The organism is Pseudarthrobacter siccitolerans (assembly GCF_030823375.1).
In the GTDB taxonomy this organism is placed as follows: domain Bacteria; phylum Actinomycetota; class Actinomycetes; order Actinomycetales; family Micrococcaceae; genus Arthrobacter; species Arthrobacter siccitolerans_A.
Map to the genome: position 1 here is coordinate 1,891,978 of NZ_JAUSXB010000001.1, position 21,646 is coordinate 1,913,623.

Here is a 21,646-nt window from a genome sequence, read left to right on the forward strand (position 1 = left end):
ATTGGGGTGAACCCCCATGACTCCCTGATTCCCTTGCTGGGCCGCGGCCCGGACCCGGAACAGCTGCGTCATGTCCGCACCATCCCTGCCCGCGAGGCCGTGCACGAACCGTGGCCGTCGTGGGTCCACCCGGATCTGGTTGCTGCTTACGGTTCGCTCGGCGTCCGGCAGCCCTACCGCCATCAGGTGGCAGCCGCTGACATTGCCCACGGCGGCGAACACGTTGTGGTGGCCACCGGGACGGCGTCCGGAAAGTCGCTCGCCTACCAGCTGCCGGCGCTGGATGCCATCCACCGCTCCGAGCTTCGGGTTCTTGCCGAGCCAGGAAAGATCCACGACGACGGCGCGGTCACCCTTTACCTGTCCCCCACCAAGGCCCTCGCGGCCGACCAGCTGAACGCCATCCGGGCGTTGCAATTGCCAACCGTCCGCGCGGAAACCTACGACGGCGACACCGACCCGGCCTCCCGGCGGTGGATCCGCGACCACGCCAATTTCATCCTGGCCAACCCGGACATGCTGCACTTCGGTATCCTTCCCAACCACGCCTGGTGGGCGGGGTTCTTTCGACGCCTTCGCTACGTGATCGTGGACGAGGCGCACAGCTACCGGGGCGTTTTCGGCTCGCACGTGGCCAACCTGATGCGCCGGCTCCGGCGGATCTGCGCCTACTACGGAGCCGGCTCCTCATTCCCCGAGCCGGTGTTCATTGCCGCTTCAGCCACTGCCTCTGAACCGGATGCCTCCTTCGCCCGGCTCATCGGCGCCCCCGTCAAGGCCGTGTCGGAGGACGGCTCCCCGCACGGCGCAACCACCGTGGCATTCTGGGAACCGGCGCTGACCGAAACCCGCGGCGAGAACGGCGCCAAGCAACGGCGGACGGCCGTGGCCGAAACGTCGGACCTCCTGGCCAACCTGGTGTCCGCACACGTCCGCACCATTGCCTTCATCAAGTCGCGGCGCGGAGCGGAGACCATCTCCTCGATCACGAAGCGCCTCCTGGACGAGGTGGACCCCAGCCTCCCGCAGCGGGTAGCGGCCTACCGTTCCGGATATCTGCCCGAGGAACGCCGGGCCGTGGAGAAGGCACTGCGCTCCGGCCGGCTGCTGGGAGTTTCCAGCACCTCGGCGCTGGAGCTGGGGATCGACATCTCCGGGCTCGATGCTGTCCTGGTAGCCGGCTGGCCCGGCACCAGGGCCTCACTGTTCCAGCAGATCGGGCGGGCCGGCAGGGCAGGACAGGACGCCATCGCGGCCTTTGTTGCCAGTGACGATCCGCTGGACACCTTCCTGGTGAACCATCCGGAGGCCATCTTCGACGTCTCGGTGGAAGCCACTGTTTTCGACCCGTCCAACCCATATGTGCTGGGGCCCCATCTGTGCGCCGCGGCCGCCGAACTGCCGCTCGGCCCGGCAGAGCTGGGCCTGTTCGGGAGCACGGCCGAGGCCCTTCTCGACCGTCTGGTGGCCCAGGGGTATCTCCGGCGCCGCCCGGCGGGATGGTTCTGGACCCATTCCCAGAGTGCGGCCGCCATGGTGAACCTGCGGGCCGACGGCGGCGGGCCGGTCAGTATTGTGGATGCCGATACGGGCTCCCTCCTGGGGACGATGGACTCACCGCAGACCCACTACCAGGCGCACACCGGCGCCGTTTACATCCACCAGGGCGACAGCTACGTTGTGGAGGACCTCAACGAAGACGATCACTGCGTGGTGGTCCGGCGCGCCAATCCGGACTACTACACCACCGCCCGGGACGTCACCCAGATCGAGGTGCTGGAAACCCAGCGCACCGCAAGATGGGGTGAGGTTTCTCTGCACTTCGGCGACGTAAAGGTCACCACCCAGGTGGTTTCCTTCCAGCGCAAGGCCCTGATTTCCAACGAGATCCTCGGCGAGGAACCCCTCGACCTCGGCGCCCGGGAGCTGTTTACCAAGGCAGTGTGGTTTGAGGTGGACAACCGGTCACTCACTGCCGCCGGCTTGATCGAAGCCCAGTTCCCTGGTGCCCTGCACGCCGCGGAGCATGCGGCAATCGGCCTGCTTCCGCTGGTAGCTTCGAGCGACCGGTGGGACATCGGAGGCGTTTCGACTGCCTTGCATGCCGACACCGGAGTGCCCACCATTTTTGTCTATGACGGGCACCCTGGCGGAGCCGGTTTTGCCGAGCGCGGTTTCGACAAGGCAAAGGTGTGGCTGGCCGCGACCCGGGACGCCATCAAGGCCTGCGAATGCGAATCGGGCTGTCCCTCCTGCGTCCAGTCGCCCAAATGCGGGAACAAGAACAATCCGTTGGACAAGGCGGCCGCGGTCACCCTGCTCGATGTCCTGCTGAAAGACGCCACCGAGGCCAGCTCCAAGAGCGCGGAAGCCCTGCTCTGAGGCCCGTCCTTCGCCTGCTCAGGGTGGAGGCCCGGCCCGGGCGTGCCCGCTTGCCGTCCCCAGCATGGTCCCTTCGATCAGCTCGGTCTGGACCTCCACGGTCTGGCCTCCGCCCTCGGAGCAGCTGACGACTGTGGCGGCGTGCCGCGCCGCGACTTCCGCAGCTACACCACACGGTTCCCCGTCCGTGACCCCGCGCAGGGCGTCCGCCGCGGCGAGTGCAGCAAGATCCGCAGCTGCGGCGGCCCTGCTGGCCAGAACAGCCGACTGTGCCAGGAGCAGCAGAAGTGCCATCACCGTCATCACCATCAACGCGAGGCCCGCTGCCAGAACGGTGCCCGAGCCGCGCTCCGTGCCCTCCCGGCTGTGCTTGGCCTGAACAGTGGCTTTCACCTGAGAGCGCTCCTTCCTGCTGTGTTTGCTTGGTTGCAGCGGGCGAGCCCGACCATCCGCTGTACCGGGTTGACTGCGGCGGGCCGGTCCGGTCATCCGGCACCTGCCGCAGCCGCAACTGCCGACGGAATGGCAGGGCCCGCTGCCACTGTCTCGCTGCGGGTTGAGGCCCGGGCAGTCAGGGTCCACGGGATCGATGACCCGAGCGGACCCCCTACCCGGCCGGTGACAGTGACGCTGAGCCATTCGCCCTCCGCTGCAACAGCTGCGGACGCCGACGCCCCCGAAAGGGTCCTGACGATCCTTTCCACGGCCGCAGAATCGTCTCCGCGGGCCAGTGCGCGGGCACCCGCCCTGGCTCCTTCCTCCAGCCGCAACTGGGTGACTCCGGCCGCCGCACCTGTAAGCAGCATGGCCAGCAGCAGCAGGACGGCAGGCAGTGCCACGGCAAACTCTGCGGTAACGGCGCCCCGGTCCTCCGCCCGCCGAAGGTACACCGCCTCCGGGGCATTGGTCATGGCAACGCCAGCGCCGTGCGGATCAGGTTGAGCAGGAAGCCGCGCACTTCCTCGCTGCGAAGGATGAAGACCAGCAGCCCGGCAAAACCGACGGCCGCCAAGGTGGCGATGGCATACTCGGCAGTTGCCATGCCTGCTTCTGATCTCTGCAGCATGCCGATGCCGGTGCGGCGCCCGCGGGTGGCGGTGGGGCGCCCGCCGGTGGCGCCCGGGTCGAGCTCCACCACATTGGCCGGCAACGATGCAGCGCCGGCCGGGGGTGCACCCGCACATCGAGCTGCGGCGGTGCGCCGTTTGATGTTCGGCCGGGCTGCTGCGAGCGCTGCGGTTCCGGCGGCAAAGCGGCGGTCCTGGTTGATGGTCATGCGGTGGTTCCTTTCGATGGGCCGGCACGGTTGTCGGCTGGTTTGACTCTTCCCGGCCTTGCCTCAAGCGGTAAGGCCGGCTGGTGCGTAAGTGGAAAAGTTGAGGTGGTTTGGCTGCTGTGGAGGGAAAGAGCAGGACGCGGGGTCCTGCCGGAATCCGTGGTGATAACCCCCTGCTGGGCAGGCCAACGCGGCGAGGAGAGCATTTCCGGCGGGGGCAGCCGCAGGTCTCCTAGCCTGCGCCGACGGCGTCGCCGCAGGCTAGGAGCCGGACGGGACCAGGGCCAGTAAAACGGGAACGACACCCAGGCAGATAAAGGCCGGCAGCGAACACAGTCCCAGCGGTACCACCAGCTTGACGCCGAGGGACGCAGCCCGCTTTTCGGCTGCCCGGAACCTCTCCCGGCGAAGCCTTGCAGCCTGGGCGTAGAGGATCGCCGACGACGGTGCACCTGTCAGCGCCGCAAACCCCAGGGCATCCCGCAACTCCAGAATCCCCGGCAACCGGACGGCAGAGCTTCGCCACGCAGTTTCCCAGTCCGCTCCGATGGCCAGTGCGGAAACGACGGGACGGAGCGACTCCCGGTACTGGGAGGACGCGGAAGCAGACACGAGATCGAGGGAACGGCCGATGCCGCAACCGGCGTCCAGCATTGCGGCGACGAGTTCAAGCATCATGGCGGTGTCCTGCAGGCCGTCGGGACCATCCCGGTTGCGGGGCCCCGCGGACCATGGATAGGCCACCTCATCAGGGCGGCGCACCGTGGACAGGGCATTCAGCCGCTTCCGGACGCCGCCCTTCCCGGTGCATAAGAGGCAGGCCGCGGCGGCCAATATGGCTAAGAGCGCGAGCGCCTGCGGCAGTGGTTCGGTCATGGGACACCCGCACCTGCTGCTGCCGCCACCAGCCGGGCGGACCAGAACCGGCCGGCAACGGTAAGGACAATCCCGGCAGCGAGCGCTGCCAGGCCCAGCGGCGTGCCCAGCAGAATGGCCAGCGGATCCACGCCGAGGGCTATTCCGAGGCCCAGCCCCATCAGCGGAAGCCAGGTCAGCAGCCGGACGGTGGCTTTGGGGCCTGCCAGTGCCGTCTGCCGGGCGGCGTCGGCATCGTCCTCTACTTCCAGTTGCGCCGCGAACCTCGTCAGCACGTCGGCCAGGGGGCAGCCGCTTGCTTCTGCGATGTCGAAGCAGGCGGCCAGTTGGGACCAGATCCGGCACTCCCTGTCCGCCCGCGGAAAAGCCGCGGGCAGGGAGCGCGTGATGGCCTCCGATACGGGAGCCCCGGTTGCCGCAGCCGAGCGGGCGGCAGCAAGGGTGGCGGCTGACCCCTGGGTAAGCCCATTAGCCTGCTGCGCCGGAGTTGCTCCATCCGGCCGTGTTTGGCTCTTGGCGCCGTAGATAAACCACAGCTCGTCCCACAGCCGGGCCGGGGTCCGCCCACCTTTGAGCAGCGCGGCCAGTTGCTGCACCACCAGGGTCATGGCTACCGCCGAGCCAGCCGCAGCCGGCTTTCCGGTTCCAGGCCTGACCCAGCCCGGCAGGCGCGCCCACGGGCTGCCTGCCGATGCGTGAGCAACGCCTCCGGTTGCCCGGCGGAACCTCACCGCTGCACTCTGCGGCGGGCGAAGAATCAACAGCGCAGCCAGCACCAATGCGGCTGCCAGGAAGAAGTTCACAGGCCTTGCCCGGGTTCAAGTCCAAGCCTGCCCGCCAACGCGCCCCATGCCGGACCCGCAACGGCCGCGCCTTCCACAACCTGCAGGGCGGACAGGACGCGAAGCCCGTCAGGGCCGTCCCCGATAACGCCGATGCAGGTCACCTCCCGGCCGCGGCTGGTCCGTTCGACATGGATCACCACGTCAAGCGCGCTGGCCGCCTGGAGCCGGACACCGTCCGGGCCCATTCCGGCGAGGGCGCCCAGCGCCGTGAGCCGGGCAGGCACAGCGCCCGCAGTATTAGCGTGAATCGTTCCGCCTCCTCCGCTGTGGCCGGTGTTCATCGCCGTCAGCAATTCGCGGACCTCCGCGCCGCGGCACTCACCGACCACCAGCCGGTCGGGCCTCATCCGCAAGGCCTGCCGGACGAGCTCGCCGAGCCCCACTTCCCCGCCGCCTTCAAGGTTTCCGTGCCGCGATTCGAGGGAAACCACATGCGGATGGACGGGATTCAGCTCGGACGCATCCTCAATGAGGACCAGCCGCTCCTCCGGCGCGCACAGCCCCAGCAGGGTGGACAGCAGCGTGGTCTTCCCGGAACCGGTGGCACCGCTGATCAAAAAGCTCAACCGAAGTTCCAGCACCCGTTCCAGGACGTCCTTAACCAGGGGGCCGAACATTCCGGCTGACTCCAACTCGTCCATGGTGAACACCCGCTCTCGGCGGATCCTGACGCTCAGAAGTGTTCCCGACGTGGAAACCGGCGGCAGTACTGCATGGACGCGGTAACCGCCCGCCAGCCGCACATCCACGCAGGGTGAGCCGTCATCCAGGCGACGCCCTCGCGCGGCAACCAGCCTGCAGGCCAGGGCCCGCAGTTGGGCTTCATCGCCGAATGCCACCGGAACGCGCTCGATGCCCCGACCGCGGTCAACCCATACCGAGTCCGGAGCATTGACGAAGATGTCCGTGACGGCCGGATCCCGGGTCAGCGACTGGAGCGGTCCCAGCCCGTTAAGCTCGGCGCTGATGCGTTCCACCGCCGCGAGCGCGCCGGCCGTGCCCAGCAACTTGCCGGTGGCCTGTACGGCGGCTGCTACCCGCGAAGGCGTGACAACCCCGGCTTCAGCCATCATGGACTCGCGTACCGATTCCAGCAGCCCGGCGTCAACAACCTGCCGCTCCGCCTGGCGCGGGTCCGGGCGCCGGCCCGCCAGGCGTTGGCCTGCCAGTCCTTGGCCATCTATGAGCCGGGCACGCCGCCGGAGCCCGTCGGCTGCTCCCGAACCCCGTGCCGGTTGCTGCTTCATCCAAACTCCCCAGCGGGCAACTCATCACCGAGTGAATCGAGCACCGAGGCGGCAAAATGCCGGACGCTGCGCCGCTTGCCGAGGTCCAGGAGGCGGCCGGACTCCATGGCAGCGCCAACACCGCGGAGCTCAGGGACGCGGCCCTGCACGGGAAGTCCGATTGCCTCGGAAATGAGCGGGCCATCCAGGGCGGCCCCCGGCCGGCCCCGCACTAAGAGCCCGGCCTCAACTGGCGGGAACTCATGGAGCAACCGCACCGCCGCCACGGCCGCCTTCAGCTGCGCGGGAACCACCACCATGATGCGGTCGCAGTCCCAGGCATAAGACTGAAGCGGCCCGGCGCCCCTGCCGATGTCCAGCACCACCAGTTCGTATCCCCGCCGGGCGGCATCGAGCACGACGGTGGTGGTTGGTGTGGCTACGGGCACGGGCTGTTCACGGCTGGCGGGCCAGGAGAGGAAAGAGAATCCCCCGGCGACGGGCAGTGAGTCGGACAGCTGGCGCGAATCAATGCTGCCCCGCGCCTCGGAAAGGTCGGGCCAGCGCAGGCCCGGGTTTTCCTCTGCGGCGATGGCGAGTTCCAGCCCGCCGCCCCATGGGTCGCCGTCAACGAGCAGTACCCGGGCTCCCATCCCTGCCGCCGCCTGGGCTATCCAGATTGCAGCCGTGGTGGCTCCGGCCCCGCCGCACCCGCCGGTGACCCCCAGGATGATCCCGCCAGGGCCGGGCGCCCGGGAGCGGCTGAGGTGGTCCGCCAGCCAGGCCGCGGCATCCGGAAGTACGGCCACCCGCTCCGCCCCGAGCGCCGCAGCCAGGTGCCACAGGCTGTCGCCTTCACCGTCCAAACCCACGAGGACGGCCGGTGCCCGCCGCCGGGGCGGCAGCTCCCGGATGTCGCTGCCCACCAGGACCGCGGCCGAGCCATCCCAGTACCTGGCCCCTTCCAGCGCATCGGCAACAACGCGAAGATGGGCACCGGCCGCCGCCACGATGCGCTCCACCTCTGCGCGAACAACAGCAGAGGAAGTTACCAGCAGCACCTCTTCCTTGCTGTCCGGCAGCCACGCATCGGCTGGCCCGCCTAACCCCGGGGCGAAACCCGCCGTGACACCTGGGGCGCCGGACCGCAGCTCCTCATCCGGACTCCGGGGCAAACGCCCGGCAAGGACTGGAACCGAGTGGGAGGGGGTCGACTGGTGCCTGCTCATGAAGCCACTGTCCACCCCCGTTCAGGCAAGGATAAGGAAGCCCCGTCCGTATGTGGACAAGTCGGGTATCAACAATCCTGTGCAGGAAGAGTCCGCGACAGAACAGCCTGGAAAGACAAGGCAGAATTGGAGCATGTACCTCCTGCTCGGCCCCCACCCCTCCGGCGCGGTCCTGCAGGAACTCACCCAAGCTGGCCACCCCCACCCCGCCAATCCGGAACCCCGGCCGGTCTCCGCAGGCGAACTGGCCGACGTCGTCCTCAAACTGGAACGAAGGCCGGGCGGCGGGCAACCTCCCCGCTGGATCTGGCACCGCACGCAGGACTGGTATCCGTCCCTGCTGGCACGCGGGGTGGAACTGGAGCGCTGCTATGACCTCAGCCTCTGCGGGAACATCCTGGCCCTCTCCCAGTTCACCGCCCACACTGGCTATGCCCGGAACGCCGAAAAGATCACCCTGGATGACCCGCAGCAGCCACCGCGGGCGCTCCAGCCGCCACCTCCGCCGCCGGAACAGGACGCCCTGTTCGATAATCCCCATTCGGGTTCCGAACCCCGGCTCAGCCTTGAAGACCTCCGCGCGGAATACGCCTCCCAGCAGGAAGCCCTGGCTGCCGTCAGCCCGGAGGAGAACCGCCGGCACCGGCTTCAGCTCCTGCTGGCCGCCGAATCCGCCGGCGCTATGATCGCGGCTGAAATGCAGCACACCGGAGTTCCCTGGCGGGAGGACCTGCACGAAGAAATCCTGGCCGATTACCTCGGCCCGCGCCCGCCCGTGGGCCACCGCCCGGCAAAACTTGAAGCGCTGAACCTCGAACTGCGCGGGCTGTTGAACGCTCCAACGCTCAACCCGGATTCCCCGCAGGAACTCATCCGCGCCCTGCACCGGAACGGCATAGAGGTGAAAAGCACCCGGCAGTGGGAGCTGAAGGAGTCAACCCACCCCGCCATCGGGCCGCTCCTGGCCTACAAAAAGCTTTCACGCCTGCACACCGCGAACGGCTGGGCCTGGCTCGACGCCTGGGTGGCCGGCGGCAGGTTCCGGCCTGAATACGTGGTGGGCGGGGTGGTCTCGGGCCGCTGGGCATCGCGCGGCGGAGGCGCACTGCAGATTCCCCGCCAGATCCGCGGCGCCGTCCATGCGGATCCCGGACACAAGCTGATTGTGGCGGACGCTTCCCAGCTTGAGCCGCGCGTTTTGGTGGCCCTGGCCCAGGACTCAATCATGGCCGAGGCTGCCCGTGACCAGGACCTGTACGCGGGAATCGCTGCGAAGGGCTTCGGCGGCGACCGGGCCAAGGCGAAGGTGGCGCTGCTGGGTGCCATGTACGGCGCTACGTCGGGTGAGGCCGGGCGCCTTATGCCGCAGCTCACCAGGACGTATCCGCGGGCAGTGGGTTTCGTGGAGCAGGCAGCCCGCGCCGGTGAGTCCGGCGGGACGGTCACCACCCGGTTGGGCCGCAGCAGCCCTCCCCCGTCGGAGCGGTGGTTCCAGAGCCAGCGTGCGGCGTCGGCCGAAGAGCAGCGGCGGGCCGAATCGATAGCCCGTTCCAGGGGGCGTTTCACGCGCAACTTTGTTGTCCAGGGTTCCGCTGCGGACTGGGCGGCCTGCTGGCTGGCGGAATTACGACGGCGGCTGCGCACCTTACGCACGGAGGGACAGGCGGGCGCGCAACTGGTTTTCTTCCTCCACGACGAGGTGATGGTCCACGCTCCTGTGCAGCAGGTGGACGCGTGCATCATGGCGATCGAGGACGCCGCAAGTGCAGCAAAGGAGCTGCTGTTCGGACGCATCCCGGTCGAGTTTCCGGTGAGCGTGGCAGTGGTGGATTCCTACAACCATGCCAAGTAGGAGCAGCGTTCTTGAAGGCGCGCAGCGTGCCCTCCGGCGCGTCCAGCGCGACGTTTGTCGAGGAAAGTAACCTACCCGGCAGTAGCTCGCAAGGGTCCCGTGACGCAGGTTACAGTCTTATGGTGACTGAAACAGATCGGTCCAGAGGTTGATGCAAGGGCGCAAACACCAGGGGAGGTCCGGCGCATGGCGGGCAGGTTTGAAATACATCGGGTTGGGGACGAGTCGTACAGGCTTCGGCTTACGGACGGGGAGGGCAACATCGTTGCCGTTTCACCGAACTTCAAGTCGCTGAACACACTTTTGGAAGGCATCAACGCGATGCGTGAGAACGCGGCCACAGGGATAGTAGTGGATCTGCGCCACCAACAGGCCTAGGGCACATGAATTAACGCGATCCACAAAAATTAGACGCTTATCGGGTGCACCCGGCTCCGATCCCACGGGACGGCCCAGCCGAGCTGTTCAAAGAGGCCATTAAGCACGATTCCGGTAAAGCCCCAGACCACCACGCCGTTGACGGTGAATGCCGGGCTGTCGAAGGTCCGCCCGGCCCGGTGGACCGTGGCCATGACCCTGTTGTCCGGGTCCAGCAGGTCCCGGACGGGGACCCGGAATACCTGCGCGGACTCGGCATAATCCACCACCCGGACGGGTGACGGCGAGCGCCACCATCCCAGGACAGGGGTGACGAGGAAGTTGCTGTGGGCCAGGCCCAGTTCCTGCAGTGTGCCCAAAACTTCGACGCCGTTCGTGTCCAGTCCCGTTTCCTCTACGGCCTCGCGCAGTGCTGCCTGCACCGGCGTTTCCGGCGCGTCAATGCTGCCGCCGGGAAACGCCACCTGCCCGGGGTGGGAACCCAGCGTGTGGGCGCGCTCCAGGAGCAGTACGTCCAGGTCTGCCGGGGCCAGCGGTTTGTCCGACGTAGCCGGGACCTCGTCGAGGGCCCCGAACAACATCAGGACCGCCGCCCTCCGCGCCGTTTGGGCATCAACGGTCAGGGCTGCCCAGAGCGGGTCAGGGGGCGATGCCGATCCTGACGCCGCCCGTCCCGCCAGCCGGATCAGGTCTTCGCGGGCGCTCACCGGGTCCTCTTTTGGGATTCCATCCGGATTTCAGCTGCCCTGTAGGTCTCAGCCAGCAGTTGGGCGAGGAGGGCTTCATTGCCGGGAGCGAGTTCGTACTTTAACAGCTTGGCCGCCTTGGCCGGGTCTGTTTCGCCCATTCCGTAGCTGGGGCACCAGTTGGCCACGGGGCACGCGCCGCACGCCGGTTTGCGGGAGTGGCACACCCGCCGGCCGTGGAACACCACCCGGTGGGACAGCATGGTCCAGTCCCTCTTCTCGAAGAGCTCCGCGACGTCGTATTCGATCTGGACCGGGTCCTCGGACTGCGTCCAGCCGAACCGGCGGGCCAGGCGGCCGAAGTGGGTGTCCACCGTGATGCCCGGGACGCCAAAGGCGTTGCCCAGCACCACGTTGGCGGTCTTCCGGCCAACCCCCGGCAGCGTGACGAGATCCTCCAGCCGGCCGGGAACCACTCCGTTGTACTCATCCACCAGTCGGGTGCACAACGCGACGAGGCTTCGCGTCTTGGCCCGGAAGAAACCCGTAGGCTTGATGATTTCTTCGATCGTGGCAGGATCCGCTTCGGCCATGGACCGTGGGTCCGGATAGCGTGCGAACAGCAGCGGGGTGATCTGGTTGACGGTGACGTCGGTGGTCTGGGCCGACAGGACGGTGGCCACCAGCAGTTCGAATGGATTGCGGAAATCAAGTTCCGCATGGGCGTAGGGATACTTCTCCGCCAGCGCCCTGTTGATCCGGCGCGCCCGCCGCTTCAGCCCGAGCATGGACTCAGAGGAAACCACGGGCATGCCTGCAGCCTGGCCGGCGGCTGCCGTCACACCGCCGGCGTTGGGCGCCTGCGGGGCAGTAGCGGCCCGTGGGGCTTTGGCCGCCCGGGGCGGGGCCATGTGCTAGCCGCGCTCGATATTGCTGAGGTCGCGCAGCACGCCCAGCCGCCCGTCGGTGTGCTGGACGAGGAACTCGTGCCCGCGGTCCTCCAAGGCCAGCACCCAGCCGCCGGGTTCGATAACGAACGCCGGGGCACCGGTGCGGGGATCGAACGCGGTGCGGTGCTGTGCGACGGCGAACCAGAAGGCTTCGTGGATAGGCTGCTCGTCCGATTCCTCGGGCCGGCTTGCCGGGTCCACGGTTGCCCCGATCGGAACATCGGCACGGACCTGCGGGTGGACAGCGGTAGCGGCAGGCGGCTCCCAGGAGTCCTGCGCAGCGGAGGCAGCGGAGGCGGCCGTACCGCCGTCGTGATTGCCCGCGGCAGCCTGCCCTGCACCCGGCCCAGCGCCCACAGCCGGTGAAGCACCGGCACCGGAGGCAGGACCGGTGGCAGCAGCGCTGGCGGAAGGAATGTCCCCCAGCTGCGTCTCCTCCGCGGCGGGCGCCGAAGCAGGGCGGACGACGTCGGAGGCCTGGGTTGCGGGGCCCTGGCCACCCGCCGAGTTGGCATCGGAGGCTTCGGGGGCGGTGGAAACGGGTGCGGGCCCCGCGGCCGGTGCACCGGCAGCAGCAGCACTGGTGGTGGGAACTGCTGCCGTGGCGGGCGTGTGGTGCGCAGCATTGGGCTGGACAGCGGAAGATCCGGCACCGGCACCGCTGAACAGGCCCCCGCCGGCAGCAGGTTTGGCAGCACCGGACTCGGCCTTGGGCTTTTTGGGAGCGCGAGGTTTGTGTACAGGAACAGCGGCTTCCCGCGCCACCACATGCGCCGGGGCTTCCGCGCGGCCCTGGAAGTCGGGTGAGACGTAGGGAAGGAAGCGGCCCAGGACGGTCGCGGCGAACAGGACCAGGGCGCCGATCAGGCCCACCAACAGGCTGGGAACATAAGCGCCCGCAACGGAGAGGAAGAAGAAGGCGACCGCGAAGGACGCCACCACGGAGGCGAACTGGTCAATGGACAGCGACCCGATCCGGATTTTTGTGCCGGGCGCCAGCCTGCGTGCGGCGAAAAGCGCGCTCACCACAAGGGGCAGGACAATGCCCAAGCCCAGGAAGAAGAGGTTGTTCAGGTTCCAAAGGTTGTAGCGGCCACCGAATATGGGCAGCAGGGACGCGATGAACAAAATGAGGGTGGCGCCAAACACGGCCAGGTCCCGGATGGTGAACGGACCCAGCACCGCCTGGTGGGCGCTGGCGCCCTTGCCTTCGGACGTGGCCGGCTTGCCTGCCCCGGCTGCCGGAGCACTGGTGCTGCCGGAACCCGCCGCGGTGCCAGGGCCTGTCTTCTGGCCGACGATCTGCTGGTTCATTCTGTTCTCCTTAGCGTGGCGGCACCGGGGCCAGGGCGGCCCCGAAACCGTGCCGTCGTACAGCGGTCCCTCCCGTCCCGGGCGCTTACGCGGCCCGGACGGGAGGGTCCGAAGTGAAGTCACAATTCCATCTCAGCCTAGCCAAGAGCCTGACTGATCACTAGCTGGGCGCGGACAACCGGCTGCCGCAGCATATCCATTCACCGCTTAATAAATGCCGCTCGCGGGCCTATCTGTGACAGCGCACACATGCACCGCCGGGCAAGCATTAGTCTTGGTTGCGGAACAGCTCTTTGCGGAAATCCGTGACCAGCCGGTGCCCGGAGCCGTGCAGGCGGCGGAGCTCGGCCGGCGGCGGATGCCCGCGCAGCAAAGATCGATGAATGATGAGGTTCACATGTCCCAGGACACTTCAAGCTCCACAGCCACCGCTTCCACCGGCTCCGGACAAAGCGGGCAGGCCGGCCAGCAGGGCGATGCCTTCGAAAACCTGCTGCACGAGACCCGGACGTTTCCGCCCACTCCCGAGTTCGCCGCTGACGCCGTGGTCAAGGCATCGGAATATGAGGAGGCCGCCGCCGACCGGCCCGCTTTCTGGGCGAAGCAGGCGCGCGAGCTGCTGACCTGGAGCAAGGACTTCGACCAGGCCCTGGACTGGTCGAACCCGCCCTTTGCCAAATGGTTCGTGGGCGGGGAAGTCAACGCCGCCTACAACGCCCTGGACCGGCACGTCGAGGCCGGCAACGGGGACCGGGTAGCCATCTACTTCGAGGGCGAGCCCGGCGACACCCGCACCTACACCTACGCCCAGCTCACCGAAGAGGTGAAGAAGGCTGCGAATGCGTTCGAGTCCCTGGGCGTGGCCAAGGGCGACCGGGTGGCGGTGTACCTGCCCATGATCCCCGAAGCCGTGATCACGCTCCTTGCGTGCGCCCGGATCGGTGCCGTGCACTCGGTGGTGTTCGGCGGCTTCTCCGCGGACGCGCTCCGGTCCAGGATCGAGGACGCCGAAGCCAAGCTCGTGGTCACCGCGGACGGCACCTACCGCCGCGGCAAGCCCAGCGCCCTCAAAACGGCCGTGGACGAGGCCCTTGCGAACGACGGCCACAGCGTGCAAAACGTGGTGGTGGTCAAGCGCAACGGCCAGGACGTGGACTGGCACGAGGGCCGGGACCACTGGTGGGCGGACACCGTGGAGACCGCATCGGCCGAGCACACCGCCGCGGGGCACGATTCCGAGCACCCGCTGTTCATCCTCTACACCTCCGGCACCACCGGCAAGCCCAAGGGCATCCTGCACACCACCGGCGGGTACCTCACCCAGAACGCATACACCCACAAGGCAGTGTTCGACCTGCATCCGGAAACGGACGTGTACTGGTGCACGGCCGACGTCGGCTGGGTCACCGGCCACTCCTACGTCACCTACGCCCCGCTCATCAACGGCGCCACCCAGGTGATGTACGAAGGCACGCCGGATTCCCCACACCAGGGCCGCTGGTGGGAGATCGTGGAGAAGTACAAGGTCTCCATCCTCTACACCGCCCCCACCGCGATCAGGACCTTCATGAAGTGGGGCCGGGAGATCCCGGACAAGTACGACCTGACCTCCCTCCGCGTGCTCGGTTCCGTGGGCGAACCCATCAACCCCGAAGCCTGGATGTGGTACCGGAACGTCATCGGCGGGGACAAAGCCCCCATCGTGGACACCTGGTGGCAAACCGAGACCGGCGCCCAAATGATCGCCCCGCTCCCCGGCGTCACCGCCGCCAAGCCGGGCTCCGCCCAGGTCCCCCTGCCCGGCATCGCCGTGGACGTCGTGGACGAAAACGGCGCCTCAGTCCCCAACGGGCACGGCGGCTTCCTGGTGATCCGCGAGCCATGGCCGGCCATGCTCCGCGGCATTTGGGGCGACCCGGAACGGTACAAGGACACCTACTGGTCCCGCTTCGAGAACATCTACTTCGCGGGTGACGGCGCGAAGAAGGACGAAGACGGCGACATCTGGCTCCTCGGCCGTGTGGACGACGTCATGAACGTCTCCGGCCACCGGCTCTCCACCACGGAAATCGAGTCCGCCCTGGTCTCCCACCCCGCCGTGGCCGAGGCCGCCGTGGTGGGCGCGTCCGATGAAACCACCGGGCAGGCCGTCGTCGCGTTCGTTATCCTCCGTGGGGACGCCGTGGACTCCGGCGATGACATCGTCCAGGAACTCCGCAACCACGTGGGCAAGGAAATCGGCCCCATCGCCAAGCCGAAGAACATCCTCGTGGTCCCCGAGCTGCCCAAGACCCGCTCCGGCAAGATCATGCGGCGCCTGCTCAAGGACGTCGCCGAAGGCCGCGACCCGGGTGACGCCACCACCCTCTCAGACCCCACCATCATGCAGCAGATCGCGCAGTCGCTCAGAAAGTAACAGGACTCCGGATTACGACGGCGGCGCCGCCCACCTTGGACAGCGCCGCCGTCGCCGTATGCTGGGAGCAGTCCTGCTCCCTGCCCCGAAGGAACCGCCCAGATGCTCGCCGTCGCCCGCCACCAGGCCATTTTGGACGCTCTCCAGCGCGAACGGGTTGTCCGGATCTCGGACTTGGCCCAGCAGCTGGGAGTGTCCCTGATGACGGTGCGGCGGGATATCGAGGTGCTGGAGGAAGGCGGGCGCCTCGAGCGGATCCACGGCGGCGCCAAGATGCCGGGCGACACCAGCACCCACGAGCCCGGATTCGACCTGAAGTCCACACAGCTCACCGCCGAGAAGCGTGCCATAGCGGTCGAGGCGGCCGGCCTGGTGCAGGAGGGCATGGCTGTGGGGCTCAGCGCCGGAACCACTACATGGGCTCTGGCGAAGGAACTCACCAACGGGCCCAGGATCACCGTGGTCACCAACTCGGTACGAATCGCTGACCTTTTCCACCACGGCGCCTCCGCCGGCGCCGCCCGCTTCGCTTCCACCGTCATCCTGATTGGCGGCGAGCGCACGCCGTCGGACGCCCTGGTGGGTCCCATCGCCACAGGTGCGCTGAAGCAGCTGCACCTCGACGTGCTGTTTCTCGGCGTCCATGGAATGGACGCCGACGCGGGATTCACGACGCCCAACCTGCTGGAGGCGGAAACGGACCGGGCTTTCGTGGCGGCTGCGCGAAAAACCGTGGTCCTGGCGGATCACACCAAGTGGGGCATGCTGGGCATCAGCTCCATCGCCTCGCTGGAGGAAGTGGACGAAGTCATCAGCGATCCGGGCCTTGGCATCGAAGCGCAGCGCATCCTGCAGGAAAAGGTGGGCCGGCTGAGGCTCGCCGCCCTCTAGTCGACAAATCCTAGGGACAGCCGCAGGATTGCCGGACATGCAGCTTGGTGGGGAAGATCCGGTGCCGGGGCTTCTCGCCGCGGCTGGCTCCCACCAGCGCCTCCACCGCAGCTTCCGCCATGGCGGCCACGGATCTTCCCGGCCCCGGGTGATGCCGACTACGGCCACACCTTCGCACAGGTCCAGCCGCTGGCCTGGCTGGAGAATGGTGCTGTTGCCAATGGCCGCTTCCTGGCCGAGGTGAGCCCGCCCATGCCCATTCTCAACCCTGAACACGCGCTGCTGCTGCGCTTCACCGCGCTCTAGAAGTCCCCTTGCGGTGGTTGAGCCTGTCGAAACCCAACGACAAGCTCAACCACCGGGGGCTGTTTGGGCGTAAGAAATGCGCCCGGGCCCCCGCCGCACTAGATTTGCATGCATGACTGAAGCCACCACCACAGCCGGCCGCGGCACCATCCTGGTAATCAACGGACCCAACCTTAACCTGCTGGGCACCCGCGAACCCGACAAATACGGAACGTCCACCCTGGCTGATGTGGAGGACCTTGCCGCGCGCACTGCAAAGGCACACGGCTTTGGGGCCGAATGCGTGCAGTCAAACCACGAGGGCGTGCTGCTGGACGCCATCCACGCCGCCCGGGAATCCGCCGTGGGAATTGTCCTTAACGCCGGCGCCTTCACGCACACGTCCGTGGCACTTCGCGATGCCCTCGCCGCCGTGCAGCTTCCCGCCGTCGAGGTTCACATCACCAATGTGCACCAGCGCGAGGAATTCCGGCACCACTCATTCTTGTCGCCGGTATGCTCCGCGGTGATCGTCGGCGCGGGGGTGTTCGGCTACAAGCTGGCCATCGACTACCTCGCGGAAGTCCTCTAAGGCCCGGTTCCGGCTACTTCTGGATGCACTGCCCCGAGGAGACCTGTGCGCTCAATGAGGCCGCCTGTGAAGCAACCGGGTTCAGGTCGTCCATCGTGATGGCGAAGCCCATCTCGGCGTCGGACGTCGCTTTCGCGAAGATCACGCCGGCTACCTGCCCTTCCGTGGTCAAGAGCGGGCCGCCGGAGTTGCCGGGCTGGACATTTCCGGCCAGCCGGTAAATCTCTTCGGGCGACGGGTTGCTGCCGTAGATGTCCGGCACCAGCACGGTGGTGATGTCTTGGATGGTGGCGGGCCGGGACTGGAAGGGGCCACCGTGCGGATAGCCTGCGAACGCTGCGGGGCTGCCGTTGGGCAAATCAGGGCTTAGCGGCAGTGGCTGGACGGGGAGGTCCTCCACGGCAAGCACGGCGAGGTCATGTTTGGTGTCAAAGTAAACAACCCGCCCGGGCATCGCTCCGCCGTCGGGCATTTCCACTACCGGCTCCGACACGCCCGCCACGACATGCGCGTTTGTGACTACACGGTCCTCGGAAACGACGAAGCCGGTACCTGTCTGGTTTTGGCCGCACTGGTACGCCGTTCCGGCAATTTTGAGCACGGATCCGGCGGCGCGGTTCAAGGCGGGGGTGTCAGTGCTCGCGTCCGGCACCGGAACGGCCTGCCCCTGGTCCAGGCCTTCAATCAAGGTGGGAATGCCGTTGCCGATCACTTCCGACCGCAGCTCGGCCATGGTGGCCTTCACAGGGTCCGGCGTCATGCCGTCGATGAAGCGGATGACCTTCGATTCGGCGAGCTGCTGGGAAACAAACGGCACGCCCAGAGAGCCGATGCTGAAGGCCAGCATGGACATGACCAGGGCGGAAACCACTAAGTTCACGGCGCCGCCCACGAGGCGATCGACAGCCCGCAGGGGCCTGATCCGCATAGCCCCGCGGATTTGCCGGCCGATCATGGTTCCGAGGCCGTGGCCAAGAACCACCAGGGCGACGGCGGCGGCCACGATGGCTGTCAGCCTCCATCCGGAGTCCGCCACGAAGCCGCTCACCAAGGGGACTGCGAAAAAGGCGGCGATGGCTCCGGCAGCAAAGCCGGCAATGCCGCCGACGGTGACGAGGAAGCCGTTGCGCAGGCCGTAGGCCAAGTAGGACAGCAGCGCCAGGATCAGGACGAGGTCCAGGACAGTCAAGCCGACCACTAAGGCTCCTTATAAGCAGTTACAGGCTCATTCTAATGGCGCAGGCTGACAATGTTCTGAGGGTTGGCGCCGCCCCTCCTGCCCGTCGTTTGGGCGTTTTGGCTGCCAAGTTCGTCACAGAACCTTGAAAATTCTGAAACAATGGCACAAGCGCCACAGCCGAAACTTTTATTCAGGAGATTTTATGGACATCGAGGTACTGCGCCGAGCACCACTTTTCGCCACGCTCGACGACGACGCATTCCGTCTGTTGACGGACGAGCTCACCGAGGTGGACCTTTCCCGCGGTGCGTCGGTTTTCCGTGAGGGCGACCAGGGCGACCAGCTTTACTTCATCGTTTCCGGCAAGGTAAAGCTGGGGCGCACTTCCCCGGACGGCCGTGAATCGCTCCTTGCCATCCTCGGCCCGGGTGAGCTTTTCGGCGAAATGGCCCTGTTCGATCCCAGCCCCCGCACCGCCACCGCCACCGCAGTGTCGGAAACCCGCCTGGCCGGGCTTAAGAACGAAAGCCTGAACAACCTGCTCCGCACCCGGCCCGAGGTTTCCGCGCAGCTTCTGCAGGCTCTTGCCCGCCGGCTCCGCCGCACCAACGACTCCCTCTCGGACCTGGTGTTCTCCGACGTGCCCGGCCGCGTCGCCAAGGCACTCCTGGACCTGGCAGACCGCTTCGGCCGCCCGGCCACCGACGGCGTGCTCGTAGCCCACGAGCTCACCCAGGAAGAGCTCGCCCAGCTGGTTGGCGCTTCACGCGAGACCGTCAACAAGGCCCTCGCCGAGTTCGTCCAGCGCGGCTGGCTCCGACTGGAAGCCCGCGCCGTGGTCATCCTGGACATGCAGCGCCTCCGCCAGCGCTCCCGCTAGCCCTTACAGCACAAAGGCCGCCCCAAGGGGCGGCCTTTTGCATGCCCCCTTGGTGTTGGGCCCGAGGCCGACATCCTCCGCGTGCTGCTCCTTCGTCGCTCTGACGCACACTTCCCGATGCCGGACCTCGGGCCTTTTGCTTGACGCCCCATCACATCCTGCAGCTTCGCAGGCAGCCCCATCAGCATGGAACGTGATAGAGCGTTCGCCCAAAAGCCGCGAAAAGTGATGGAGCGTTGGCCCAAAACCTGCGAAAAGTGATGGAGCGTTCGCCCAAAAGCCGCGAAAAGTGATGGAGCGTCCTAGCTGGGTGGCAGACTCTCGCGTAGGAGCGCATCGCGACGCATCGGGAGCCGGAGGTCGCCCAGCGGCCGGAGGCTCCCCTACGCGGTGTGTCTAAGCGACGGCGAAAGGCGGCCGGACAGCGAAGTAAACCACCGGCCCGGCTCCCGTCAGGCCAACCACCGGTCGGCCGCCGTCAGCTCAACCACCGGATCGGCTGCCGTCAGCTCAACCAGCGGGTCGGGAGCGGCGTAAAATTGAGCCTAGAGGTGCATGGCGATGTCCGTGGCTATGGTTGTTGTTTTGATCCTGCTGGGCCTGGCTTCTGTTGCCGCAATTTTGGGCACGGTGGTCCTGGTGATCCGCGACGGCCGCCGGCAGATTCCGCTGGAACCGCCGGTTCAGGCGTGGACCGCCGGGAACCTCCCCAGCCGCCCGTACTCAACGCTCCGGCGCATCTAGCGTTTCCGGGGTCAGCGTTCCCGCTGGTGATCCCCCGCCACCGTCTTGGCGGCCTCGACCTCGAGCAGCAACTTGCCGCCTTCCTCCACGAGCTGCGGCTGGTAGACGTGGGCCTTGCGTTTGTAGCTGAGGTACGCGATGCAGCCGTTGGCCATGGCCATTTTTTCGAGCATGATCTCCGAGCCGGGAACCAGGAGCTCGCCGAGGGTGCGGCCTACCGTGTTTTCCTGGCCCACCTCGTCGCCCAGTGCGGTGGTATCCCGGCCGGCAATGACGTCGTGCGCGTTCACCCACCGCCCCCAGACGCCCTTGCCTTCCAGCAGGGCGGGCTGCTGGTTCAGCGGAACGGTGGCGGCGAAGTACCGGGTATCGAACCGGCGGTGGGCGAAGTCCGGGCTGCGCCAGTTGACGAGGGACTTCAGCAGGTCGGTCCGGAGGGACAGCCCCCGTTTGCCGAGGACCTCCGGGAAGGTCTTTTCCTGGTCGGCCACGGCGAGGCGGGCACGCATCCATTCAGATGTGGACGTCGCTTCAAACGTGGTGGACATATCCGGGCCGGCAAGGAGCACGCCGGTTTCCTCGAAGAGTTCCCGGATGGCGCCCACCACATGACGGCGAGCCAGCCCGACGTCGTCCGTTCCCATCTGCTCGGCCCAGTGCTGTGGTGAAGGGCCCAGCCAGCCGACGGGGTCGTCGTCGGCGGCGTCCAGGGAGCCACCGGGGAAGGCGAGGACCCCCAGCGGCGAGGAACCGGGCCGGTAAGCAAGCCAGGTTTCGAGGCCGGTGGGGGAATCACGCAGCAGGACAACAGATGATGCTAAGCGAGCGGCCCGGGGGCTCCTCTCGCCATGTTCAAGCCAGCTCTGCGCTGCCCCTTCAAGGTCCTGAGGGAGTGCGAACAGGCGTCGGGCGAGTTGAGGCAAAGGAAGCGACCGGTCCTAGCTGAATTCAGCGATCAGTTCGACCTCTACGGGAGAGTCGAGCGGCAGCACGGAAACGCCGACGGCGGAACGGGCGTGCTGGCCTGCGTCACCGAGGACGCGGCCCAGCAATTCCGAGGCACCGTTGATGACGCCGGGCTGTCCGGTGAATGACGGGTCCGAAGAGACGAATCCCACAACTTTGACGATGCGGGTGATGCGGTCGAGGTCGCCGATGACGCTCTTGACGGCTGCCAGGGCGTTGACGGCGCAGACCGCGGCGTACTGCTGTGCGTCTTCGGGCGAAACAGTGGGCTCGTCGGCGTAGCCTTCGGTGCCGGCGGAAACTTTCCCGGTTGCTGGGAGTTTGCCATTAATAAAGGGCAGCTGGCCCGAGGTGTAAACGTGGTTGCCGGAGATCACGGCGGGAACGTAGGCCGCCACCGGGGCGGCAACGTCGGGGAGGGTCAGTCCAAGATCCGCCAGGCGCTGCTCAACAGCGGAAACGGGGGCGGCTGCGGTGCCGGACGGGGCTTCTGCGGAGGTGCTCATGCTACTGCTTCTCCCTCTTCAGGTAGGCAACCAGACCGTTTCCGTCCGGTCCGGGGACTACCTGGACGAGCTCCCAGCCGTCATCTCCCCACTGGTCCAGGATCTGTTTTGTGGCATGGATAATGAGCGGAATCGTGGCGTACTCCCATTTGGTCATGAGAGAAAGACTAGT

Annotated in this window: 23 protein-coding genes and 1 pseudogene; 8 read left to right on the forward strand and 16 right to left on the reverse strand. The window is 67.1% G+C overall.

What is annotated here, in order from left to right:
- Positions 1–6 precede the first annotated feature (6 nt).
- The gene (locus QFZ36_RS08830; protein WP_306635627.1) at positions 7–2,382 is read left to right on the forward strand and encodes a DEAD/DEAH box helicase; all 2,376 of its coding nucleotides are present in this window, start codon (positions 7–9) and stop codon (positions 2,380–2,382) included.
- A gap of 18 nt (positions 2,383–2,400) precedes the next feature.
- Here the strand turns inward: QFZ36_RS08830 and QFZ36_RS08835 are convergent, their stop codons facing one another.
- The 7 genes from QFZ36_RS08835 to ssd all read right to left on the reverse strand — a co-directional run bounded on the left by QFZ36_RS08835 (position 2,401) and on the right by ssd (position 7,687).
- Complete coding sequence (locus tag QFZ36_RS08835; protein ID WP_306635629.1) at positions 2,401–2,775, reverse strand: Rv3654c family TadE-like protein; 375 nt, start codon at positions 2,773–2,775, stop codon at positions 2,401–2,403.
- A gap of 92 nt (positions 2,776–2,867) precedes the next feature.
- Complete coding sequence (locus QFZ36_RS08840) at positions 2,868–3,293, reverse strand: TadE family type IV pilus minor pilin (RefSeq protein ID WP_306635631.1); 426 nt, start codon at positions 3,291–3,293, stop codon at positions 2,868–2,870.
- Entirely contained in the window at positions 3,290–3,658 is a 369-nt protein-coding gene (locus QFZ36_RS08845; RefSeq protein ID WP_306635633.1) for a DUF4244 domain-containing protein, read from the reverse strand. Before QFZ36_RS08845 ends, QFZ36_RS08840 begins: the two co-directional genes overlap by 4 nt.
- 261 nt (positions 3,659–3,919) lie before the next feature.
- A complete protein-coding gene (locus tag QFZ36_RS08850; protein ID WP_306635635.1) occupies positions 3,920–4,534 on the reverse strand; it encodes a type II secretion system F family protein in 615 nt (204 codons plus the stop codon).
- Positions 4,531–5,337: a type II secretion system F family protein gene (locus QFZ36_RS08855; protein WP_306635637.1), complete on the reverse strand. Its 807-nt coding sequence runs from the start codon at positions 5,335–5,337 to the stop codon at positions 4,531–4,533. The genes QFZ36_RS08850 and QFZ36_RS08855 overlap by 4 nt, the downstream gene beginning before the upstream one ends.
- Complete coding sequence (locus tag QFZ36_RS08860; RefSeq protein ID WP_306635639.1) at positions 5,334–6,626, reverse strand: TadA family conjugal transfer-associated ATPase; 1,293 nt, start codon at positions 6,624–6,626, stop codon at positions 5,334–5,336. The genes QFZ36_RS08855 and QFZ36_RS08860 overlap by 4 nt, the downstream gene beginning before the upstream one ends.
- Positions 6,623–7,687 (reverse strand): septum site-determining protein Ssd, encoded by a 1,065-nt coding sequence (ssd, locus tag QFZ36_RS08865; protein ID WP_306639142.1) that lies wholly within the window; start codon positions 7,685–7,687, stop codon positions 6,623–6,625. Before ssd ends, QFZ36_RS08860 begins: the two co-directional genes overlap by 4 nt.
- Before the next feature lie 280 nt (positions 7,688–7,967).
- Here ssd and QFZ36_RS08870 point away from each other — a divergent pair, with 280 nt between their 5' ends.
- A complete protein-coding gene (locus QFZ36_RS08870) occupies positions 7,968–9,686 on the forward strand; it encodes a bifunctional 3'-5' exonuclease/DNA polymerase (RefSeq protein ID WP_306635641.1) in 1,719 nt (572 codons plus the stop codon).
- Between the two features lie 186 nt (positions 9,687–9,872).
- Complete coding sequence (locus QFZ36_RS08875; RefSeq protein WP_306635643.1) at positions 9,873–10,064, forward strand: YegP family protein; 192 nt, start codon at positions 9,873–9,875, stop codon at positions 10,062–10,064.
- A 29-nt stretch (positions 10,065–10,093) separates the two neighbouring features.
- On the opposite strand, the gene QFZ36_RS08880 is transcribed toward QFZ36_RS08875, so the two are convergent.
- The 4 genes from QFZ36_RS08880 to QFZ36_RS08895 all read right to left on the reverse strand — a co-directional run bounded on the left by QFZ36_RS08880 (position 10,094) and on the right by QFZ36_RS08895 (position 13,411).
- On the reverse strand, positions 10,094–10,771 hold the full coding sequence (locus tag QFZ36_RS08880; protein ID WP_306635645.1) for an NUDIX hydrolase: 678 nt from the start codon (positions 10,769–10,771) through the stop codon (positions 10,094–10,096).
- Positions 10,768–11,562 carry an endonuclease III gene (gene nth, locus QFZ36_RS08885; protein ID WP_306639143.1) on the reverse strand — a complete coding sequence of 265 codons (795 nt, stop codon included), beginning with the start codon at positions 11,560–11,562 and terminating at the stop codon, positions 10,768–10,770. The genes QFZ36_RS08880 and nth overlap by 4 nt, the downstream gene beginning before the upstream one ends.
- A gap of 102 nt (positions 11,563–11,664) precedes the next feature.
- Positions 11,665–13,014 (reverse strand): hypothetical protein, encoded by a 1,350-nt coding sequence (locus QFZ36_RS08890; protein ID WP_306635647.1) that lies wholly within the window; start codon positions 13,012–13,014, stop codon positions 11,665–11,667.
- A gap of 268 nt (positions 13,015–13,282) precedes the next feature.
- Positions 13,283–13,411 carry a hypothetical protein gene (locus tag QFZ36_RS08895; protein ID WP_306635649.1) on the reverse strand — a complete coding sequence of 43 codons (129 nt, stop codon included), beginning with the start codon at positions 13,409–13,411 and terminating at the stop codon, positions 13,283–13,285.
- Here QFZ36_RS08895 and acs point away from each other — a divergent pair, their 5' ends adjacent.
- Both acs and QFZ36_RS08905 read left to right on the forward strand, forming a co-directional pair.
- On the forward strand, positions 13,412–15,430 hold the full coding sequence (gene acs / locus QFZ36_RS08900; protein ID WP_306635651.1) for an acetate--CoA ligase: 2,019 nt from the start codon (positions 13,412–13,414) through the stop codon (positions 15,428–15,430).
- A 102-nt stretch (positions 15,431–15,532) separates the two neighbouring features.
- The gene (locus tag QFZ36_RS08905) at positions 15,533–16,321 is read left to right on the forward strand and encodes a DeoR/GlpR family DNA-binding transcription regulator (RefSeq protein WP_306635654.1); all 789 of its coding nucleotides are present in this window, start codon (positions 15,533–15,535) and stop codon (positions 16,319–16,321) included.
- 10 nt (positions 16,322–16,331) lie between these two features.
- Here the strand turns inward: QFZ36_RS08905 and QFZ36_RS08910 are convergent.
- Positions 16,332–16,451: pseudogene (locus QFZ36_RS08910) on the reverse strand (LacI family transcriptional regulator); the annotation flags it as partial.
- 288 nt (positions 16,452–16,739) lie between these two features.
- Here QFZ36_RS08910 and aroQ point away from each other — a divergent pair.
- Positions 16,740–17,198, forward strand: a complete 459-nt coding sequence (gene aroQ / locus QFZ36_RS08915; protein WP_306635656.1) for a type II 3-dehydroquinate dehydratase — start codon at positions 16,740–16,742, stop codon at positions 17,196–17,198.
- Between the two features lie 13 nt (positions 17,199–17,211).
- Here aroQ and QFZ36_RS08920 read toward each other — a convergent pair whose 3' ends face one another.
- Entirely contained in the window at positions 17,212–18,396 is a 1,185-nt protein-coding gene (locus tag QFZ36_RS08920; RefSeq protein ID WP_306635658.1) for a MarP family serine protease, read from the reverse strand.
- Positions 18,397–18,580: 184 nt separating this feature from the next.
- Between QFZ36_RS08920 and QFZ36_RS08925 the strand changes: the two genes are divergently transcribed.
- Positions 18,581–19,258, forward strand: a complete 678-nt coding sequence (locus QFZ36_RS08925; protein ID WP_009359192.1) for a Crp/Fnr family transcriptional regulator — start codon at positions 18,581–18,583, stop codon at positions 19,256–19,258.
- A gap of 561 nt (positions 19,259–19,819) precedes the next feature.
- Positions 19,820–20,002, forward strand: a complete 183-nt coding sequence (locus QFZ36_RS08930; protein WP_306635660.1) for a hypothetical protein — start codon at positions 19,820–19,822, stop codon at positions 20,000–20,002.
- Positions 20,003–20,013: 11 nt separating this feature from the next.
- Here the strand turns inward: QFZ36_RS08930 and QFZ36_RS08935 are convergent, their stop codons facing one another.
- From QFZ36_RS08935 to QFZ36_RS08945, 3 genes are read right to left on the reverse strand one after another with little or no spacing between them, the layout of a single operon-like run.
- Positions 20,014–20,925 (reverse strand): NUDIX hydrolase, encoded by a 912-nt coding sequence (locus tag QFZ36_RS08935; RefSeq protein WP_306635662.1) that lies wholly within the window; start codon positions 20,923–20,925, stop codon positions 20,014–20,016.
- Between the two features lie 15 nt (positions 20,926–20,940).
- Positions 20,941–21,474 (reverse strand): RidA family protein, encoded by a 534-nt coding sequence (locus QFZ36_RS08940; RefSeq protein ID WP_306635664.1) that lies wholly within the window; start codon positions 21,472–21,474, stop codon positions 20,941–20,943.
- Position 21,475: 1 nt separating this feature from the next.
- A complete protein-coding gene (locus QFZ36_RS08945) occupies positions 21,476–21,631 on the reverse strand; it encodes a DUF4177 domain-containing protein (RefSeq protein ID WP_003797879.1) in 156 nt (51 codons plus the stop codon).
- Positions 21,632–21,646 lie beyond the last annotated feature (15 nt).

Excerpts from the sequence above, each read along its gene's own strand:
- acs (WP_306635651.1), top strand. The coding sequence starts at position 13,412 with ATGTCCCAGGACACTTCAAGCTCCACAGCCACCGCTTCCACCGGCTCC.
- QFZ36_RS08940 (WP_306635664.1), bottom strand. The coding sequence starts at position 21,474 with ATGAGCACCTCCGCAGAAGCCCCGTCCGGCACCGCAGCCGCCCCCGTT.
- QFZ36_RS08860 (WP_306635639.1), bottom strand. The coding sequence starts at position 6,626 with ATGAAGCAGCAACCGGCACGGGGTTCGGGAGCAGCCGACGGGCTCCGG.
- QFZ36_RS08930 (WP_306635660.1), top strand. The coding sequence starts at position 19,820 with ATGTCCGTGGCTATGGTTGTTGTTTTGATCCTGCTGGGCCTGGCTTCT.
- QFZ36_RS08945 (WP_003797879.1), bottom strand. The coding sequence starts at position 21,631 with ATGACCAAATGGGAGTACGCCACGATTCCGCTCATTATCCATGCCACA.
- QFZ36_RS08840 (WP_306635631.1), bottom strand. The coding sequence starts at position 3,293 with ATGACCAATGCCCCGGAGGCGGTGTACCTTCGGCGGGCGGAGGACCGG.
- aroQ (WP_306635656.1), top strand. The coding sequence starts at position 16,740 with ATGACTGAAGCCACCACCACAGCCGGCCGCGGCACCATCCTGGTAATC.
- QFZ36_RS08850 (WP_306635635.1), bottom strand. The coding sequence starts at position 4,534 with ATGACCGAACCACTGCCGCAGGCGCTCGCGCTCTTAGCCATATTGGCC.
- QFZ36_RS08890 (WP_306635647.1), bottom strand. The coding sequence starts at position 13,014 with ATGAACCAGCAGATCGTCGGCCAGAAGACAGGCCCTGGCACCGCGGCG.
- nth (WP_306639143.1), bottom strand. The coding sequence starts at position 11,562 with ATGCCCGTGGTTTCCTCTGAGTCCATGCTCGGGCTGAAGCGGCGGGCG.
- QFZ36_RS08905 (WP_306635654.1), top strand. The coding sequence starts at position 15,533 with ATGCTCGCCGTCGCCCGCCACCAGGCCATTTTGGACGCTCTCCAGCGC.
- QFZ36_RS08870 (WP_306635641.1), top strand. The coding sequence starts at position 7,968 with ATGTACCTCCTGCTCGGCCCCCACCCCTCCGGCGCGGTCCTGCAGGAA.
- QFZ36_RS08845 (WP_306635633.1), bottom strand. The coding sequence starts at position 3,658 with ATGACCATCAACCAGGACCGCCGCTTTGCCGCCGGAACCGCAGCGCTC.
- QFZ36_RS08875 (WP_306635643.1), top strand. The coding sequence starts at position 9,873 with ATGGCGGGCAGGTTTGAAATACATCGGGTTGGGGACGAGTCGTACAGG.
- QFZ36_RS08925 (WP_009359192.1), top strand. The coding sequence starts at position 18,581 with ATGGACATCGAGGTACTGCGCCGAGCACCACTTTTCGCCACGCTCGAC.